General features: G+C 71.2%; 18 protein-coding genes. 5 read left to right on the top strand and 13 right to left on the bottom strand.

The window, feature by feature from the left end; all coding sequences use genetic code 11:
- Positions 1 to 30: 30 nt before the first annotated feature.
- The gene (locus tag ACZ4N4_RS21800; protein WP_467591128.1) at positions 31 to 357 is read right to left on the bottom strand and encodes a hypothetical protein; all 327 of its coding nucleotides are present in this window, start codon (positions 355 to 357) and stop codon (positions 31 to 33) included.
- A 115-nt stretch (positions 358 to 472) separates the two neighbouring features.
- On the opposite strand from ACZ4N4_RS21800, the gene ACZ4N4_RS21805 reads away from it, so the two are divergent.
- A complete protein-coding gene (locus ACZ4N4_RS21805) occupies positions 473 to 856 on the top strand; it encodes a VOC family protein (RefSeq protein ID WP_467591131.1) in 384 nt (127 codons plus the stop codon).
- Here the strand turns inward: ACZ4N4_RS21805 and ACZ4N4_RS21810 are convergent.
- Both ACZ4N4_RS21810 and ACZ4N4_RS21815 read right to left on the bottom strand, forming a co-directional pair.
- Positions 838 to 1620 (bottom strand): type 1 glutamine amidotransferase family protein, encoded by a 783-nt coding sequence (locus ACZ4N4_RS21810; RefSeq protein ID WP_467591133.1) that lies wholly within the window; start codon positions 1618 to 1620, stop codon positions 838 to 840. The genes ACZ4N4_RS21805 and ACZ4N4_RS21810 overlap by 19 nt on opposite strands.
- Positions 1617 to 2726 carry a serine hydrolase domain-containing protein gene (locus ACZ4N4_RS21815; RefSeq protein WP_467591135.1) on the bottom strand — a complete coding sequence of 370 codons (1110 nt, stop codon included), beginning with the start codon at positions 2724 to 2726 and terminating at the stop codon, positions 1617 to 1619. The genes ACZ4N4_RS21810 and ACZ4N4_RS21815 overlap by 4 nt, the downstream gene beginning before the upstream one ends.
- A 287-nt stretch (positions 2727 to 3013) precedes the next feature.
- Here ACZ4N4_RS21815 and msrA point away from each other — a divergent pair, with 287 nt between their 5' ends.
- Complete coding sequence (gene msrA, locus ACZ4N4_RS21820; RefSeq protein WP_467591138.1) at positions 3014 to 3526, top strand: peptide-methionine (S)-S-oxide reductase MsrA; 513 nt, start codon at positions 3014 to 3016, stop codon at positions 3524 to 3526.
- A gap of 216 nt (positions 3527 to 3742) precedes the next feature.
- Here the strand turns inward: msrA and ACZ4N4_RS21825 are convergent, their stop codons facing one another.
- The 3 genes from ACZ4N4_RS21825 to ACZ4N4_RS21835 all read right to left on the bottom strand — a co-directional run bounded on the left by ACZ4N4_RS21825 (position 3743) and on the right by ACZ4N4_RS21835 (position 6708).
- Positions 3743 to 4675 (bottom strand): phosphotransferase family protein, encoded by a 933-nt coding sequence (locus tag ACZ4N4_RS21825; RefSeq protein WP_467591140.1) that lies wholly within the window; start codon positions 4673 to 4675, stop codon positions 3743 to 3745.
- A gap of 128 nt (positions 4676 to 4803) precedes the next feature.
- Positions 4804 to 5358, bottom strand: a complete 555-nt coding sequence (locus tag ACZ4N4_RS21830; RefSeq protein ID WP_453568835.1) for a hypothetical protein — start codon at positions 5356 to 5358, stop codon at positions 4804 to 4806.
- A gap of 432 nt (positions 5359 to 5790) precedes the next feature.
- Positions 5791 to 6708: an alpha/beta fold hydrolase gene (locus ACZ4N4_RS21835; protein WP_453568833.1), complete on the bottom strand. Its 918-nt coding sequence runs from the start codon at positions 6706 to 6708 to the stop codon at positions 5791 to 5793.
- A gap of 116 nt (positions 6709 to 6824) precedes the next feature.
- Between ACZ4N4_RS21835 and ACZ4N4_RS21840 the strand changes: the two genes are divergently transcribed.
- On the top strand, positions 6825 to 7433 hold the full coding sequence (locus ACZ4N4_RS21840; protein WP_467591144.1) for a TetR/AcrR family transcriptional regulator: 609 nt from the start codon (positions 6825 to 6827) through the stop codon (positions 7431 to 7433).
- Here ACZ4N4_RS21840 and ACZ4N4_RS21845 read toward each other — a convergent pair.
- Positions 7400 to 8080: a hypothetical protein gene (locus ACZ4N4_RS21845; RefSeq protein ID WP_467591147.1), complete on the bottom strand. Its 681-nt coding sequence runs from the start codon at positions 8078 to 8080 to the stop codon at positions 7400 to 7402. The genes ACZ4N4_RS21840 and ACZ4N4_RS21845 overlap by 34 nt on opposite strands.
- A gap of 151 nt (positions 8081 to 8231) precedes the next feature.
- Positions 8232 to 9629 (bottom strand): FAD-binding oxidoreductase, encoded by a 1398-nt coding sequence (locus tag ACZ4N4_RS21850; protein ID WP_453568827.1) that lies wholly within the window; start codon positions 9627 to 9629, stop codon positions 8232 to 8234.
- Between the two features lie 471 nt (positions 9630 to 10100).
- On the opposite strand from ACZ4N4_RS21850, the gene ACZ4N4_RS21855 reads away from it, so the two are divergent.
- Entirely contained in the window at positions 10101 to 11429 is a 1329-nt protein-coding gene (locus ACZ4N4_RS21855) for a vanadium-dependent haloperoxidase (protein WP_467591150.1), read from the top strand.
- Between the two features lie 421 nt (positions 11430 to 11850).
- Here ACZ4N4_RS21855 and ACZ4N4_RS21860 read toward each other — a convergent pair whose 3' ends face one another.
- Positions 11851 to 13128, bottom strand: coding sequence for an ATP-binding protein (locus tag ACZ4N4_RS21860; RefSeq protein WP_467591153.1), 1278 nt, complete (start codon positions 13126 to 13128; stop codon positions 11851 to 11853).
- A gap of 220 nt (positions 13129 to 13348) precedes the next feature.
- A complete protein-coding gene (locus ACZ4N4_RS21865) occupies positions 13349 to 14467 on the bottom strand; it encodes a hypothetical protein (protein ID WP_467591156.1) in 1119 nt (372 codons plus the stop codon).
- 190 nt (positions 14468 to 14657) lie between these two features.
- Here ACZ4N4_RS21865 and ACZ4N4_RS21870 point away from each other — a divergent pair, with 190 nt between their 5' ends.
- A complete protein-coding gene (locus ACZ4N4_RS21870; protein WP_450754637.1) occupies positions 14658 to 15812 on the top strand; it encodes a cystathionine gamma-synthase in 1155 nt (384 codons plus the stop codon).
- A 98-nt stretch (positions 15813 to 15910) separates the two neighbouring features.
- Here the strand turns inward: ACZ4N4_RS21870 and ACZ4N4_RS21875 are convergent, their stop codons facing one another.
- The 3 genes from ACZ4N4_RS21875 to ACZ4N4_RS21885 form a co-directional block, all read right to left on the bottom strand.
- Entirely contained in the window at positions 15911 to 16159 is a 249-nt protein-coding gene (locus ACZ4N4_RS21875; RefSeq protein WP_453568820.1) for a hypothetical protein, read from the bottom strand.
- A complete protein-coding gene (locus ACZ4N4_RS21880; protein WP_453568818.1) occupies positions 16156 to 16662 on the bottom strand; it encodes a sigma factor-like helix-turn-helix DNA-binding protein in 507 nt (168 codons plus the stop codon). The genes ACZ4N4_RS21875 and ACZ4N4_RS21880 overlap by 4 nt, the downstream gene beginning before the upstream one ends.
- A gap of 279 nt (positions 16663 to 16941) precedes the next feature.
- Positions 16942 to 17442 (bottom strand): MarR family winged helix-turn-helix transcriptional regulator, encoded by a 501-nt coding sequence (locus tag ACZ4N4_RS21885; RefSeq protein ID WP_453569196.1) that lies wholly within the window; start codon positions 17440 to 17442, stop codon positions 16942 to 16944.
- Positions 17443 to 17445 lie beyond the last annotated feature (3 nt).

Genomic DNA, 17445 nt, shown 5'->3' on the forward strand with positions numbered 1-17445 from the left:
CCGCCGAGAGGAGCAGCGCGAGGGCGACGATCACCGACCGCGGGTGCCGGCGGTCGGGACGATGCCGAGGGTGAGCAGGTCGTCGAGCTGCCCGGTGGAGAGCACCGCGATCCGATTCGGCCGGGCCTTGATGGTGGTCCTGCCCGCGAAGTGGGTGACCGTGCGCGGGAAAAGGCCGTCGGTCTCGTTGTCCGAGCCCATGCCGTCGGCGAGGGCGCTCGGCGCGGCGGAGGGGCCTTCGGAGGCGCCGGCGACCTTGTTGACAGTTCCGTCGGCGTGCGACGCCCCGGCATCGCGGGCGGAGGCGGAGGCGGAGCAGCCGGCCAGCAGGGCGCCCACCACGGACACGGCGGACATGGCCAGGACGGCCTTCATTCTCGACGCACGCACAACCAGGTCTCACGATCGGCGACTAAGGCAAGCCTGACCTTAACCGGCGCCGGGAGTACGTTGGACAGGAGGAGGTCCCACGATGACCGTGAACCTGAACCACACCATCGTCGCCGCCCACGACAAGCACGCGTCGGCGAGGTTCCTGGCCGACATCCTCGGTCTTGAAGTCAGCCCCGAATACGGCCCGTTCGTCCCGGTGGCGCTGCCGAACGGCGTCACCCTCGACTACCTGGACAGCCCCGGGAACATCCCGCCGCAGCACTACGCCTTCCTGGTCTCCGAGGACGACTTCGACGAGATCTTCACCCGCGTCCGGGACGCCGGCCTCACCTACTGGGCCGACCCGCACCACAACCGCCCCGGCGAGATCAACACCAACGACGGCGGCCGCGGCACCTACTTCGACGACCCCAACGGCCACCGCCTGGAAATCCTCACCCGGCCCTACGGCAGCGGCGGCTGACCCAGCGGCACGGCCTCCCCGGCCGCGTACGACCGTACGACCGCACCCGCCCCGTCACCAGCGGACGGCCGTACGACATGCACGCGCCCACGCCCGCCGACCAGCCCCCGCTCGTCCGCCACCGTCAGCACGGTGTTCTCGTCGACCGCGACGCCGTACGGCACCCGGCCGTGCGCCACGGCCGCGACCAGCCGGCCCAGCGTGCCCCACTGCGCCGCGTGCACCTCCACCGCGAAGGGCACCAGTCCGAGGCCCGGCCGGACCTCGACGTCGGCCAGGTCCTCCGCGGTGTCCGGCGGACAGACCGGCGCGCCGTCCACCAGCCAGCCGCCGACCACGGCCCGTCGGGCGGCGAGAACGGCGCCCGCGGAGAATCCGGCGTAGGGGATGCGATGCTCGGCGAGCACCTCGGGCAGCAGTTCCAGACAGCCCGAGAACGCGTCCTGGTAGGCAGGCGTGAGCCCACCGCACACCAGCACCCCGTCCAGGCCGTCCTTCAACGACCCGGGTTCGAACCGCCCTCCGACCGGCACGAGCAGCGGCACCGGAACGCACTCCCCGGCCGCCCGCAACGCCCCCGCGTACCGTCCGAACTGCTCCGCCCCGTCTCCCTCGTCGACGATCACACACCCGATACGACGGCTGCCCGCGCCCGCGGCCCGCAGCAGCGGCCCGTACACCTCGGGAGCGTCCCAGCCCCCGCCGACGAGAAAGATCCCGCTGCTCGGTGCCCCGGGCCCGCCTCCCCGGTCTCGGGTGCTCACCCGCGCAGCCCCTTGATTCCGTCCTGCGCGGCCATGACCAGCTCGATCGCCCGGTTGTCGGTCGCCGGTTCACGCATCTGGTTCGTCACGTAGGCGATCGCCGTCCGCTCGTCCGGGTCGACCCAGACCAGCGCGCCGCCCCAGCCGCCCCAGCCGAGGGCGCTGCCGAAGAGGCCGTAGCCCAGGCCGTAGCGGGAGGGCATGCCCAGGACCCGGTCGTCACCGTCGAACTGCACCTCCCGGGCCCGTTCGCACCCCGCCTGCGACAGCACCCGCACCCCGCCGACGGTTCCGCCGCAGGCGATCAGGGACTGCACGAGGGCGATGGCGCGGGCGTTGCCGAAGCCGCTGGCCGCGGGGATCTGGGCGCGCCGCCAGGCGAGGCTGTTGCCGTCCCGGACGCGCAGGGTGGCCACGCCGGCGCGTTGTGGCGCGTCGCCGTCCCGCGCGCCGGCCGCGTAGTCCTCGTCCCTGCCCGGCGGCGGCACGGTGAGCGCCACCCGCCGGTCGTGCTCGGCGCCCAGCCCGATATGGAAGTCCGCGCCCAGCGGGCCGGCCACCTCGGCGGCGAAGAACTCGCCCAGGGTCCGCCCGGTGATCCGGCGCACCACCTCACCCACGAGGAACCCCTGGGTGAGCGAGTGATACCCGGCCGCCGTCCCCGGCTCCCACTGCGGAGCCGTCCCGGCGAGCCGGGCCGTGGCCGTCGTCCAGTCGTACAACTCCTCCGTCGGCCCTTCCCAGTCGGGCAGCCCGGCGGTGTGCGAGAGCAGATGCCGTACCAGCACGCCCTCCTTGCCCGCCGCGGCGAACTCGGGCCAGTACCGGGCCACCGGCGCGTCGGGATCCAGCTCACCCCGGTCGACCAGGACCAGCCCGCACAGGGCGGTCATCGTCTTGGTCACGGAGAACACGTTGACGATCGTGTCCCGCTCCCACGGCACACTCCGCCCCGCGTCGGCGAACCCGCCCCACACGTCGACCACGGGCTCCCCGTCCACGAAGACGGCGACGGCACCTCCCACATCCCCCTCGTCCAGCAGCCCGGAGAGCATGGTGGGCACAGCGGCGAACAACTCGTCGTAGGAGCCATGGATGTCGGCCATACGGGCCATTCAGCCCGCCGCCGCACGACCGACGCAACCCCATTCCCGGCACCGATCCCGGGCGACCTCGGCCGCCCCAGGTCCCGGCGGTACCAGCCGGCGGCTCACCCGGCTCGATCCCCGCTCCAACGGGTCCGCGACCTCGGCGACGACGGCCGCGCGGCCGGTCGGACGGGTGCGGAATCGCACGGGGTCCTCGCGCGTTGTGGGGAGTGGGCGCGGGACGCCGGTGATGTGCGAGCCGAACAGCCCGAGTGACCGAGCTGACAGGAATTGGAGGGTCCGTAATGGCTGCGCAGACGCAGAGGGCCGTGCTGGCGGGCGGATGCTTCTGGGGGATGCAGGACCTGATCCGCCGGCTCCCGGGCGTGACCGGGACCCGGGTCGGATACACCGGGGGTGACGTGCCCAACGCGACGTACCGTAACCACGGCACGCACGCGGAGGCCATAGAGATCCTCTTCGACCTCGAGAAGACCGACTACCGCGCGATCCTCGAGTTCTTCTTCCAGATCCACGACCCGAGCACCAAGAACCGCCAGGGCAACGACATCGGCCTCAGCTACCGCTCGGCGATCTACTACGTGGACGACGAGCAGAAGCGGATCGCCGAGGACACGATCGCGGACGTGGACGCCTCCGGACTCTGGCCGGGGAAGGTCGTCACCGAGGTGGAGCCGGTCGGTCCCTTCTGGGAGGCCGAGCCCGAGCACCAGGACTACCTGGAGCGTTACCCGGACGGCTACACCTGCCACTTCCCGCGCCCGGGCTGGCGACTGCCGGCCCGCACGGAGGGCTGACCGCGGGCCGGCCCACCGGACAGACCACGCGGACAGGCCCCCGGTGCTGGGGGCCTGTGCCGCCGTGCGGCCCATCGGCCGTCACTTGCCGTCCGGTGGGTCGGCCCGCCCCCCAGGCACCGCCGACCAGGGCCTGGACGTCGACCAGGGCGTGGACGTCGTGGGTGAGCGGGGTCACGTCGTGGATGGCCACCGTCCACCCGCCCACGGAGCGACTTACGGCCGCGCCGCACAGCCCCCGTCGCAGGGACCGGCCGGGAACAGCCACTCCATCGAGGCAAGGCTGTTGTCGACGTAGCTGCTCTGTCCCGTCTCGATGCCGTGCGCCAGGTCCTCGAAGACACTGCACCTGGCGTAGAACAGGGCGCGCTCGCCGAGCGCCGCGAGGTCGTTGGCGTCGGTTCGGTAGCCGCTGATGGCGGCGCGGGCGGCGGCAGGGCCGAGATCGCGGTGGAGCAGCCCGAAGTCGTAGGCCGGATCGACGACGGCCGCGTCGCTCCAGTCGATGACGCCGGTCACCGTCCATGCGACCGGGTCGACGAGAACGTGTTCGATCCCCAGATCGTTGTGGGAGAACGTCGGGGTGTACCCCTCGTGCGGTGGTGCGGCGTCCAGGAACGCCTCGACGGGTCGGCGGTGCACCGCCGGTACCTGCCCGGCCACCGTCGCATAGCTCTCCGTGGCCTCGTGCCGCCACTCGGCCAGCGGCCGGCGGTCCGCGTCCACCAGATCGGCCAGCCGTCCGATCGGAACAGCATGCAGTGCGGTGAGCAACTGGCCGAGCGTGGCGGCGATCGACGAGCCGTGCGCCGACCGCTGGTGCCGCGGCAAGTCCGACAACGGCACGCCGGGGAGCTTGCGGTAGGCCAGACATCCCAGCTCCGCGACCGTGAACGCCGGTTCGGGGACGGGCAGCGGCGAGATGTCGGCGACGGCGGCAAGCAGGCGGGCCTCGTGGCCCACCAGGGCGGTCCGCCGCGCCAGGTCGGGCTCCTTGCAAAAGCGCACGACCAGCTCACCGTTGACCTCGTACGCCAGGTTGTCCAGGCCCTCGCCGAGCGGCACAACGGACTCGATCCGACAGTCGGGCATGTGCGCGGCCACGACGCTCTGGACGTCTGCGACGTGGTCGCGGCTGCGACTGGTCATCCGCCGACCTTAGCAACGGACCGCATGAGGCCGACGGTGGTCGTCGGCCGGCCCCGCGGTCGCCGGCCGGACGTGCACTTGCGCGGATGGCATCCCGTCGGGCACGCACCTGGGTTGCGGGCCGGGCGTCAGGCTTTCAGCCGCTCCCGGTCTCCCATCACCACGACGGGGTGAAGGTGGGGATCGAGGGTGCTCAGCAGGGTCTTCATGCCCGACTCGGGGACGGTGACGCAGGCAGACGTGCCGTCGCCGTGGTCCAGGTGCAGCCATATGCCGCCGCCCTTCTCCACTCCCTGGGGACGGTTCCAGTCGAACGGCGGGACACCCTTGAGCCGGTTGTAGTCGATGGCGATGACGTAGTCGAAGTCGTGGGCGTGGTCGTCGCCGTCCTCGGTCATGGACGCGAAGGCGTTGTCGTCGTACCAGTAGCGCAAGCGGCTGCCCGGATCCTCGAGATTGCCTCCCGCATCCGTCAGGGAGAACGCGCCGACGGGACTGCGCTCGTCGTCCATGCGATGGTCGGTCGTCCAGCCCTCCCTGCCGTTGTGCGCGGGCCAACTGCCCTTGCGTTTCCAGGCGGCGCCCTGTCTCTCGTAGAGCACGACGGTGCTCTCGGCGGAGTCCGGCCCGTCGCCGTAGACGACCACGGCCTGGCGGGTGTCGGCCGGCACGCGCTTCCACATGCGGCTTCCGACGCCCGGAACGGGCGGGCCCGCTTCCGGGCCGGGGGAGCCGTGCGCTGCCGGGTTGTTGACGCCCGGCGCACCGACATGACTCCGGTGCCCGCCGGCTCCACCGCACGCCGCGGTGCCGGCCAGCAGGACTCCGCAGGCAAGAGCCGCGGATATGGCATGACGCGCGCCGCCGCGCCGCGCCGGTACAGGACAGGGCCGTATGACAGTAGATGTCCGCATGACCAGGATCCTGTGACGGGACGGCACCGGCACGCATCTCGAACACGGCATCCGGCCTAGCGGCCACGCCGAGCCCGGCTGCCCCTGCCGCGGACTGCTCTTGTGCCACGCGCGGTTGCTTCTCGGCCGAGCGCGGTAGTCCGCCGACGCGGGGCCCACCAGGCGGCGACGGCGACGGAGAAGGCGCCGGGTCCGCACCCGTCAGCCGATCGAGTCCATGAAATCCAACATCCTGCGGTTGACCTCGTCCGCGTGGTCGATCTGCGGTCCGTGACCGGTGTTCGAGACGATCTCGGCCCGGGCACCCCGTATCAGCCGCGGAACGCGCTCCACTTGCCGCGTCGGATGCACAAGGAGGCTTCGCTTGCCGAGCACCAGATAGAGCGGGGTGCGGATGGTGGACAGTTCCTCCTCGGACAGGGGCAGTGGAGCCGGGCGGCGAATGCGGTAGGCGCGGACGCCTGCTCTGATCATCGCGCGCAGCTGCGGCACGACGAGGACCGGCTGCTCCAGCCAGGCCGCCAGCCGAGGGCGCAGCCTCTTGGGTGCGAAGGTCGCGAAGAGGCTGACGAAAATCCAGACGAAGAAACGCAGGCCGACCTTCTCCAGGCCGCCCGGGTCGAGCAGGGTGACCGAGGCGAGGCGTGCGGGCCTGCGGTGCGCCTGATTCAGGGCGAGCCATCCTCCATAGGAGGAACCAACCAGGTGGACGCGGTCGAGGCCGAGGCCGGCGAGTGTCTCGTCCAGCCACTGGGCGGCACGTTCGGGCTGGTGAATGGGTTCACGCTGAACACTGCGGCCGGGATCGCCGGGTGTGTCGATCGCGTAGACGGGGCGCTCGGTGCTGAGCGCCGGGGTGTTCGGGTACCACATCGCGGAGCAGCTGCCCGCGCCATGCACCAGGACCACCGGGGTGCGCGACGCGCCGGCCGGGTCGTCGGAGCCGTACCGGTAGACGTGCGTCGTCCCGAAGCTGGTCTCCACGTCCTCCTGCGCGACAGCCGACGCACCCATGGCGTAGACGGCGTCGCACGCGGAGAAATATCGCTCGCGAAGGGCGTCGCTCACATATCGCCCTACGTCGGGGCGGACGCGTTCGCGGGTCGTGGTCTCGGGCACGGAAGGCACCTCCAGAGGCGACAACTTGATCGTGGTACGACCGTATCATCAACTTGATACAGTCGTATCATGAAAACGGCCGAGCAACCGGCCCGGACGGAGGAGAGGCGCAACCGATGCCGAAACGTGTGGACCACGCACAACGACGAACCGAGATCGCCGAGGCACTCGTCAGGGTCGCGGGGCGGAACGGGCTGCACGCCGTGGGGATGCGCGATGTGGCGGCGGAGGCCGGCGTGTCACTGCGGCTGGTCCAGTACTACTTCGAGACCAAGGAGAAGCTGCTGCTCTTCGGGCTGCACCATCTGACGGAGAGGTTCGGAGCACGGGTCGCCGCCCGGGTCCGTGCCGCCGGGAGCAGTCCGGGCCCACGCGCCGTGATCGAGGCGCTTCTGATGGCGGCGCTGCCGACCGATGAGGAAAGCCGCACGTTCCACTTCCTCTACACCTCGTACGCCGTCCTGGCCGTGACCGACGAGGCCCTCGCCGCGCAGCCCTTCATCGCGAACCCTGATGCCGCCGAGGACACCCTCACCGGGCTCCTCCGGGAGGCGCAAGAGGCCGATCTCACCGGGCCTGGAATCGATGCGAGAGACGAAGCGTCCGGCCTGCTCGCCATGTCAGCCGGACTCGGCACCAGCATCCTCGTCGGCCAGCGCAGCCCGGAGTCCGCAGCCGCGATCCTGAATCGTCACCTGAACCGGATCTTCCTGCCGTCGGTATGACGGTCGTCCGTACTGCGGGTCCACAGGGAGAGGTCGCTGCTCGTCGCCACGGCGATCGTGCGGCCGGAGGGAGAGAAGCCGGCCGCGCGGAATGTGGAGTAGTTCGAGTGGAAGATGTGCCACCACTGCGCTCCGTGCGGACCCGCGTGGGGGAGTCCGCCGTCAAGGGACAGCAGGACCCGTTCGTTCGGCCAGGCCGGGGTGACGACTTCCAGGGTCCAGCCGTCTTCGGTGGTGGTGTGCAGCCCGCCGCCGAAGAGCCCGGCGATGCGTACGCGGCTTCCGGTGATCGGCCCAAGCCCGGGGCAGGACAGGTCGGCGACTGCGTCGGGGGTGCTGTCCTCGGGAGCGGGGTCGCGGTCCCTGGCGATCTTCTCGCCGGTCACGGCGTCGAAGAGACCGTGACCGTCGGAGGAGACGACCATCACCAGATCGCGGCCGCTGTCGGGGTCCCTCGCGAAGCCGATCCCGAGCAGTCCGCCCACAGGGATGCCGTACTCGTACGCGAAGACGGGCCGCCAGGGTTCGGGTGCGGGCATCACCGGGGCCGCGAGAAGTCGGTTCCTCATCGCCCGCTGGTAGGCCGAGAGTTCGGGCTCATGCTCGGACTGCCCGACCGGGGGCGTCTCCTTCGTCCACTTCACCACACCATGATCCTCGCCCCGAGAGGCCGGCCCGAAGGCGACCTCGGTCCAGCGCGCAGGCATAGGTTCTTGTGGGCGGTGAACGCTGCTTGATGACCCATGTCGAGCCTCGCTCACAGCTCTTGCCAGGTCCGGCATTCTGGAGTCGGGCCGCTCACGAGGTGGCGGGTGGGATGTTCTGGTTGGCGTGGAAGAAGTTGTCGGGGTCGTAAGTGTGCTTGATCGCGGCGAGCCGGTCGTAGTGTTCACGGTACGTACCCCGGACCCGGTCGGCGCTTTCCTCCTCGCCAAGGAAGTTGATGTAGGCGCCGCCCATGGAATAGGGGTGCAGATCGCTCCAGTAGTCGGTGCACCACTGCCGGACCAGGCCGGCGTTGGCGGGCTCGGGGTCGATGCCCGCGATGACGCCGGACCACGTGGCATGTCGATAGGCCCAGGCCGTGTCGTCGGCATCGACCCGGCGGGTCGCCCCGTCGATCGGGTACAGGTGCATCGTGGACAGGCCGGTGGGGAGGTTCTGGCCGTACGTCTCGTGTACGGCGATGGCGTCGTCGGGGACCGCGTCGAAGAAATCGCCGCGCCAGTACCACTGCAGCCCCTTGGGCATCAGCCCGTCAAACATGCTCTGCAGGGCGGGGTAGGGCATGGGAGTGGTGAAGTGGAACACCGGCGGCCCGGGCGCGTTCACGACGGTCAACGCCTTCTCCAAGCGATCCCCTTCCAGGTCACCTGTGTAGCACCACACCACGCCACACACCTTCCGTCCGTGGATCGGCTCGGGGAAGGGCGGCCCGGGCGGTACCGTCAGGAGGGCGAAGAAGCCGCTGAGCTCCTCGGGCGCACCGGGCAGGAACTCCCGGTACCACTGGAGCACTTCACGGGTGCGGTCGACGGGCCAGACGGTCACCCCGAGGCCGACGGTGTCCACGGGGTGCAGCTGGAAGGTGAACGACGTGACCACGCCGAAGTTGCCGCCGCCGCCCCGCAGCGCCCAGAACAGGTCCGGGTGGTCGTTCTCCGATGCGGTGACGAACGTGCCGTCGGCGAGGACCACGTCGGCGGACAGCAGGTTGTCGATGGTCAGGCCGTACCTGCGGGTCAGATGCCCGTGCCCACCGCCGAGGGTGAGACCGCCGACTCCGGTGGTCGAGACGATCCCGGCCGGAGTGGCCAGGCCGAACGTGTGGGTCGCGTGGTCGAGGTCGCCCCACTGGCTTCCGCCGCCCACGCGCGCGGTCCTCGTCTGCGGGTCGACGTCCACCCAGCGCATCGGCGTCAGGTCGAGCATCAGCGCGTCGTCGACCACACACAGCCCCGGACCGCTGTGTCCGCCCCCACGCACCGTCAGCTCCAGCCCGGTGTCCTGGGCGAACGAGAGCGCCGTCCGTACGTCCGCCACGTCGACGCACCCCGCGATCACCGCCGGACGCCGGTCGATCATGGCGTTGTAGATGCTGCGGGCCTCGTCATAGCCCGCTTCTCCCGGAGCGAGGACGGGTCCCCGCAGTGCCTCACGCAGACTCTCAAGAGCCGGTCCGTCGATGCCGCCCATGCTCGAGCACCCTTCTGCTCACGCGCGCGGAGCGCTGACCGGGAGGGCTGCGAAGGGTGTACGACGCAGGTCCGTGTGACCCTGCGACGAGGACCTGCAGCAGAGTTCAAGCACCCCGCACCAATATTGTCCGGCTGCCCGCCGGGTCCCGCACGTCGGCCGTCGGCCCGAACGACGCTCAGTCCGCCAGAGCCCTCACGGACCGCGGCCCGGGTTCGCGCCCCTGCCCCCTGCAGCGCGGTTCGCCGGGGCCGGAGGTGGGCGCAGGCCCCGTCCGGCGATCTCCTTGCAGCGGGCGGTGAGGCGTTCGAGGGCGCCATGGGTCTGTCCGGTTCGCGGCGAGTTGTCTTGCTCGCGCAGTGGGCTGTTGCTAAGCCTTGGGCACTCGACTCCATGGAGGACGCCTTGTATCAAGAGCCCCCTCTTCCCGTTCCTCCGCGTTCACGTGTCCGGGGATTCATCTGCGCCGTCGTGGCCATCGCCCTCGTGACGCTCACCGCCGCGGCAAGTCCCCCCGACGCGGACACCCGGACCGCGGCGGCCCCGGCAGCCGTGGTCCGGGAGTGGAACGCCATCGCCACCGACACGATCAAGTCCAGCCTTGGCCCACGCCCCTCCGGGCAGGCGGCGATCTGGGAGGGGTTCGTCTCCGTCGCCGTGTACAACGCCGTGGTGGGGATCGAAGGCGGCTACGCCCTGTACAAATGGCGCGAGCGCGGTCCGGCCAAGGCATCCTCCGCGGCGGCCGCCGCCACTGCGGCCCACGACGTGCTGCTCACCTATTTCCCTGCCTTCAAGGAGCGCCTCGACACCGCCTACGCGGACTCGCTCGCCGCTCTTCCGGCCGGTCAGGCCCGAGACCGGGGCGTCGACTACGGAAAGCGCGCCGCCGCCCGCATCATCGAACTCCGGGAAGGGGACGGAAGGTTCGCGGACGTCCCCTTCACCGCTTCCCCGGCACCGGGGGTCTGGCGGCCCACCCCGCCCGCGTTCCAGCCCTTCAGCGACACCTGGCTCGCCAGGCTCCGCCCCCTCCTGCTCACCTCCCCGCAGCAGTTCCGCCCCGGCGCACCACCCGCCCTCTCCTCGGCCGCTTACGCCGATGATGTCCAGGAGCTGAAGGCCATGGGCGGGAAGACCGGCTCGGGCAGGAGCGCGCAGCAGACCGAGACCGCCCTCTTCTTCAGCGGCAACCTGGTCGAACAGGTTCAGGCAGCCGTACGAGACCACGCCGCCCGGCACCGGCTCGGCATCGCCGAGACAGCCCGGCTGTTCGCCGCGGTGAACACGTCCGCGACCGACGCCGTCGTCACCGCATGGGACGCCAAGCTCCACTACGGCACCTGGCGGCCGATCACCGCCATCCGCCTCGCCGACACCGACGGCAATCCCGCGACGACGGCGGACCCGGCCTGGGAGCCGCTGCTCCTCACCCCGCCGCACCCGGACTACGTCGCCGGCCATACGACCGTCGCCGCCGCCGTGGCACGCGCCCTGACCGGCGTCCTCGGCACCTCGCGCATCGACCTCCACGTCCCCTCCGAGGTCACCGGCACCACGCGGTACTACGGGTCCGCCGACCACTTCAACCGGGACGTCGTCGACGCCCGTGTGTGGGGCGGTGTCCACTCCCGCACGGCGGACGTAGTCGGCTGCCGGGCCGGCACCCGCGTGGCGGCCTGGGCGCTGGACCACTACTTCCAGCCGGTCGCCAAGGGGGCCACCCAGCCGTCCCCGCGGACACGAACGGCTCGGCAGGACAGGCTCGCCGAGCCCAGGTGCGGCGACGTCACCGGCTGAACCACAGAGGCGAAGAGGACCCGGCGTCGAGCCGGGCTTCCGATCCTGCATTGAGCACGGGTCTGTGAACACCCCTTGACGACCCATGTCAAGGCGTGTTCACAGACCCTTTTTTGCTGAGATGTCACTCCATGTGCCGGACGCTACTTGGCCCGCGCGGGCAACTGCCTGCCGTTTGCGGCCGACGTGCTCCGTCGGATCGGGCAACGGGTCGAAAACCGGTGGTCACCTGAGCTGACCGAGCCCACGCCGTACGCCATGGAAGAACCGCTCCGCAGCACCGATGCGGCGATCATCGAACACGGACGCCGGCAAGCGACCAGTCATCCGTGGGAGTCGGCGTGCGGCCCGTCGGGCACATGGAGGACAGGCCGGAGTGGCAGGCCACCGCTGTTGACGTCGGCCGGGCGTGGGCTCCGTGTCAGAGTCGGCGGTACTTGTCGATGTCCTCCGCGAACTCCTGGATGGCCTGTGCGGTGAGTGTCGGTCGCGTGTCGGCGATGGCGGTCATGTAGTCCTCGGTCGTGGCCGGTCGGCCTTGACGATGGGTGACTTCGCGCTCGAATGCCGCCTGTGCGCCCTTGCGGGCGGCGAATTCGATGTCGGCCGGAGTGAACAGCTCGCTCGCCCGGACGAGTTGGGCGATGTCCACCGACTCGGCGGAGGCCCGGAGATAACGACTCCAGATCGCCGCGCGGGCAGTTGCGTCCGGTGGGCCGATGGGGATGACGTAGTCGAACCGGCCCGGCCGCAGGAACGCCGCGTCGAGGGAGCGAACCGAGTTGGTGGCACAGGCCAGCAGCCGCGCGTCGTGCTCGCGGAAGATGGGGATGAGCTTGAGCAGCTCGTTGGTCACGCCGTGCCCGGGATCGACCGCCTTGCCGGAGCGCGCACCGGCGATCTCCTCGACCTCGTCGATGAAGAGGAGGACCGAGTCCAGTTCCGCCAGGTCCGCGAAGACCTCCCGCAGTGCCACGGCCAGGCCCTCGCTCGTGTCGGCCGCGAGGCGTGAGGGGAAGAGCTCCACGAACGGCCAGCCGAGCCGTGAGGCGACCGCTTTGGCGAAACTGGTCTTTCCGGTGCCTGGCGGGCCGAACAGGATGATCGCCTTGGGCGGGACGACGCCGTAACGGTCTGCCAGCGCCGGTTCGGTCAGCGGGAGCACGACACGGCGTTCGACGACCTGCTTCTCCTGCTCCATGCCGGCCATGGCGTCCCAGAGACCCTCGGGCAGCATGCGGCCGCCCAGCGCCGCGAGGACCTCCGAGTTGGCGGTCTCGGGAGGTTCGAGTTTCTCGTAGTAGGTGAGCCCGTCGCGGAACCGGTAGCCGGAGTTCTCCAGCGCCTTCGTCCCCGCCGCGCCGGCGGGCAGCAGCGCACTGATGTGCCGCACGCCCAGTGCCCGCAGGCGCCGTTCGAGATCGGAGAGCAGGGCGCTTCCGATCCCGCGCTCGCGCCAGCGGGAGGCGAGCGCCACCAGGAGGATCCACCCCCGCTTTCCGTACGCCTGTGCCACGGCCATGCCGACCAGTTCATCGCCGACAACCGCGACGACCGAGGTCTGTCCGGCCTTGGCCGCCGTCATGACCTCGGAAACCGCGAACACCTGGTCCTCCTCGGCCCGGCGGCTCTGATCCCAGATGTCGATGGCCTGGTCGAGATCGTCTTCGTGATAGTCACGCAGGTGCCAAGCAGGCATTGCCACCACCTCACACGGCGCGGGGCTCCCATTCTTCCTCTCCGCGGCGCTGAGTGACGAACCCGGGCGGGCTCCAGGCAGACCGCGGGATCCCCCGGGGGTGGCATGGGTGTGACAGAAACGAGGGCAGGGAAGAGCGCTGTCGCCTGACGTCGGCCGACGATCGGCCGGGCCCCACCCGCCCGCAGCCGGCACCCGACCCTTCTTCTTGCCGGCGCCCTCAGCTGTGCAGCGTCGCCGGGCTTCCGCCGTTCGCCTCGTAGCCCGCCACCGCCAGCGCGCGGTAGAGGGCGAACTCGGCGGCCGGGTTCGCGGACAGCGTCCAGGGCAGGGCTCCCACGTGCCCGTCGACGTGTATCAGCTCGCCCATGGCCTCCGCCCAGCGCTCGGAGCGGACCAGGAAGAAGACCAGCAGATGCCGGACGTGGGCGAGCATCGGGTCGTCCTGGCGGGCCGAGTGCACCGCGTGCAGAGCGCCGTGCACCGCCTTGGTGACGACCTCGCTCTGGTAGAAACTCGCCACCAGGTTCACCTCGGGGAGGTGCTCGAAGACCGCGAACAGCGGCATCGCGGCCAGCAGCGAGCCCCGCGGGGCGCGCGCGGCGGCCGCCTCGGCGAAGGAGTACGCCACCGCGCGAGAGCCGTGCCACTTCTCGCACCAGTAGTGCAGGGCCGCGAGATGCGCTCCCATGTGCGCCGGCGCGCGGTCCAGGATCTTCAGCCACAGCTTCTCGAACTCGGTCTGCGAGTAGTTCAGCCCGCGGGCCACCGAGAGCTCGACGATGTACGGCACCGGGTCCCCGGGGGACAGCAGGGCCGCCTGTCCGCAGGCGTCCCTGGCCTCCTCCATGATGATCCGGAAGTCGTCCGTGCCCGGCGTCGACGTCCGCCACGCCTGCTGGACCAGGAACTCCGCGTGCACGGCGGCGCCGCCCGCGTCCTTGGGCTGCTCGGCGCGCCACACCCGGAGCCACTGCCCGCCCGGCGTCTCGCTGACCCCGCCCGGCCGCTGCTGGAGCTCCAGCGCCGCCGCCCCGGCGAAGGCCTGCACCCGCTGCCAGCGCAGCTCGCCGGCGATCTCCGTGCCCGCGAGCAGCTGCGCCGCCGCGTGGTAGTCGTGGGTGCGCTGCACCAGGTCCAGGACGTCGAGCAGGTCCTGGTCGGGTCCCGGCATCCGGATGTCCAGCTCCTCCTCGCGCACGAAGCCGTAGTCCGCCGGGTCTGCGGCGTCCGGGTGGCTCGGGTGGACCTGCTCGATCATGCCGCGCCGCCGCCGCAGGACGGGGAGCAGCACGAAGCTCAGCAGGAGCAGCGCCATCAGGGCCCAGAGAATCGCCATGCGTCAAGCGAACCAGACGGCGCGGACAATTGGCCAACCGGTGGTCACGACCTGTGGACAACGCGGGGGCGGGGCGCGACGGCGGGCCGGTGGGAGCCTGTCGCGCCCACCCGGCAGAGCCGCACATCGACACGGCCCCCCGCCCCTCCGGGGCGCGTGCGCAGGCACGTGAGCACTAGGCTCATGACCTATGAGCGACAGGCACATCAGTCAGCATTTCGAGACGCTCGCCATCCACGCGGGCAACACGGCGGACCCCCTCACCGGTGCGGTCGTACCGCCGATCTACCAGGTCTCGACCTACAAGCAGGACGGCGTCGGCGGCCTGCGCGGCGGCTACGAGTACAGCCGTAGCGCCAACCCCACCAGGACCGCCCTGGAAGAGAACCTCGCCGCGCTGGAGGGCGGCCGCCGCGGGCTCGCGTTCGCGTCCGGGCTGGCGGCCGAGGACGCCCTGCTGCGCACCCTGCTCAGCCCCGGCGACCACGTGGTCATCCCGAACGACGCCTACGGCGGCACGTTCCGGCTGTTCGCGAAGGTCGTCTCCCGGTGGGGCGTGGAGTGGTCCGTCGCCGACACCAGCGACCCGTCGGCCGTACGTGCCGCGATCACCCCGAAGACCAAGGCGGTCTGGGTGGAGACCCCGTCCAACCCGCTGCTCGGCATCACCGACATCGCCGCGGTCGCGCAGGTCGCCCACGACGCGGGCGCCCGGCTCGTCGTCGACAACACCTTCGCCACGCCGTACCTCCAGCAGCCGCTCTCGCTCGGCGCGGACGTCGTCGTGCACTCGCTGACGAAGTACATGGGCGGTCACTCGGACGTGGTCGGCGGCGCGCTGATCGTGTCGGACCAGGCGCTGGGCGAGGAGCTGGCGTACCACCAGAACGCGATGGGCGCGGTCGCCGGGCCGTTCGACTCGTGGCTGGTGCTGCGCGGCACCAAGACGCTCGCGGTGCGCATGGACCGGCACAGCGAGAACGCCACCAGGGTCGCCGACATGCTGAGCCGGCACGCGCGCGTGACGCGTGTCCTCTACCCGGGCCTGCCCGAGCACCCCGGTCACGAGACCGCCGCCAAGCAGATGAAGGCCTTCGGCGGCATGGTCTCCTTCCAGGTCACGGGCGGCGAGGAGGCGGCCGTCGAGGTCTGCAACCGCGCCAAGGTGTTCACCCTCGGTGAGTCCCTGGGCGGTGTCGAGTCGCTGATCGAGCACCCGGGCCGGATGACCCACGCCTCGGCGGCCGGTTCCGCGCTGGAGGTGCCCGCCGACCTGGTGCGCCTGTCCGTGGGCATCGAGAACGTCGACGACCTGCTGGAGGACCTGCAGCAGGCGCTGGGCTAGGGCCTGTCGTCCGGGTCAGGTCGCAGGACAACGCCGCAGACGTGCGGGCCGGACCTCGCGTCCGCGGCATGATCCACACGACCGGCCCTAGGTCCGGCTCACCAGCCGACGATGGGCGGAGTCGTCGTGGACGGCGGCTGCGCCCACGGCCGGACCAGTGCCGCCCAGACGGTGAACGCCACCGCCGCCGCGCACAGCAGCAGCCACAGCAGGCGGCGGGCCGCGCGTCTGCGGCGCAGCAGGCGGCCTCCCCGGCGCACCGCCTCGCCGTAGAGGTCGGGCGGCACCCGCGGCGGTCTCTGGTCCATGATCCGCCGGGCGGCGGCCTCGCGTTCGGCGCGGTTCACGACGGTGCCACCTTCGCTCCCATCACCGTCGATGCCGCCTTCCTGGGCGGGTGCAGCAGGGTGGCGGTGGCCCGGTCACAGATGGCGTGCACACGGTCGGTGGGCAGGCCGAGCAGCGCCGCCGTCTGCTCCTCGGCGACCCCCTCGTACAGCCGGAGCACCAGGATCAGGCGCTCCTGGGGCGTCAGGACGGCGAGGGTGCTGTGCGGGTGCGGGCGGGTGCGGCTCAGCGGGCCGCCGTACTGGTGCCAGACGGAGTTCGCGAAGCGCAGGGCCAGGTGCTGGCGGGCCCGGTCGTACGGGTCCTCGCCGCGCAGCCGGTCCCAGCTCGCGTACGTGTGCGCGAGCGCGAGGGTCAGCAGGCGCCGCGCGCGCGGGTTGGCGTCCGGGGCCTCCGCGGTGAGCAGGGTCGCGGCATGCAGCAGCCGTCCTGCCGCGCCCGCGACGAACGCCTCGAACTCCCGGGCCCGGCGGGCGTCCTGGAACGCCTGCCGATCACGCACCGCGCCTCCCCGTCTGTGGGGCCCCACCGCGTCCGGGACCCGGACACGGATTCGGATACGACGGAGGCCCGGTCTCATATGAGGCCAGGGGTGCCCCCACGGTCAAGAGCCGGGCGACACGCGCGGCGGATGTTCCGCGGGCGGGTGCCGTCCACGGCTCAGGACGCCGGACGGGTCCGGGCCGGGGGTTCAGGACGCGGTCAGGTCCCGGCCTGGGGTCAGGACACCGACGGCGGGTCCGGGCCATGGCTCAGGACGCGGTCGGGTGCCGGCCGGGGTTCAGGACACCGACGGCGTGTCCGGGCCGGGCTGGATGGTCATGCGCGCGGACAGGGCGCTGTTGAAGCGCGTGAGCAGCGCACAGAACGTCTCCCGCTCCGCCGGCTCCCAGTCCTGGGTCAGCTCCGCCATCAACTGCCGCCGCGAAGAACGCACTTCGTCCAGCCGCGACAGCCCGCGGGGGGACAGTTGGAGCACCACGGCCCGCCCGTCCTCGGGGTGCGAGGTGCGCTTGACGAGCCCGGTGTCGACCAGCGGGGCCACCTGCCGGGTGACCGTGGAGGAGTCGATCCCCATGCTCGCGGCGAGCGCCTTGACCCCCATGGGGCCTTCCTTGTCGAGCCGGTTGAGCAGCAGGTACGCGGCGCGGTCCATGGAGTTGCGCACCTGCCCGACGCCGCCGAGCCGGGTCTGTTCGGCACGGCGGGCGAACACCGCCACCTCGTGCTGCAGCGTATCGAGGAGACCGGTGTCACCGACGGTCGTCATGTCCATCGACATTTC

The organism is Streptomyces sp. NPDC026538 (assembly GCF_055567535.1).

Coding starts and splice junctions, on each gene's coding strand:
- ACZ4N4_RS21800 (WP_467591128.1), bottom strand. CDS start 357: ATGTCCGCCGTGTCCGTGGTGGGCGCCCTGCTGGCCGGCTGCTCCGCC.
- ACZ4N4_RS21805 (WP_467591131.1), top strand. CDS start 473: ATGACCGTGAACCTGAACCACACCATCGTCGCCGCCCACGACAAGCAC.
- ACZ4N4_RS21815 (WP_467591135.1), bottom strand. CDS start 2,726: ATGGCCGACATCCATGGCTCCTACGACGAGTTGTTCGCCGCTGTGCCC.
- msrA (WP_467591138.1), top strand. CDS start 3,014: ATGGCTGCGCAGACGCAGAGGGCCGTGCTGGCGGGCGGATGCTTCTGG.
- ACZ4N4_RS21825 (WP_467591140.1), bottom strand. CDS start 4,675: ATGACCAGTCGCAGCCGCGACCACGTCGCAGACGTCCAGAGCGTCGTG.
- ACZ4N4_RS21830 (WP_453568835.1), bottom strand. CDS start 5,358: ATGTGGAAGCGCGTGCCGGCCGACACCCGCCAGGCCGTGGTCGTCTAC.
- ACZ4N4_RS21840 (WP_467591144.1), top strand. CDS start 6,825: ATGCCGAAACGTGTGGACCACGCACAACGACGAACCGAGATCGCCGAG.
- ACZ4N4_RS21850 (WP_453568827.1), bottom strand. CDS start 9,629: ATGGGCGGCATCGACGGACCGGCTCTTGAGAGTCTGCGTGAGGCACTG.
- ACZ4N4_RS21860 (WP_467591153.1), bottom strand. CDS start 13,128: ATGCCTGCTTGGCACCTGCGTGACTATCACGAAGACGATCTCGACCAG.
- ACZ4N4_RS21865 (WP_467591156.1), bottom strand. CDS start 14,467: ATGGCGATTCTCTGGGCCCTGATGGCGCTGCTCCTGCTGAGCTTCGTG.
- ACZ4N4_RS21870 (WP_450754637.1), top strand. CDS start 14,658: ATGAGCGACAGGCACATCAGTCAGCATTTCGAGACGCTCGCCATCCAC.
- ACZ4N4_RS21885 (WP_453569196.1), bottom strand. CDS start 17,442: ATGTCGATGGACATGACGACCGTCGGTGACACCGGTCTCCTCGATACG.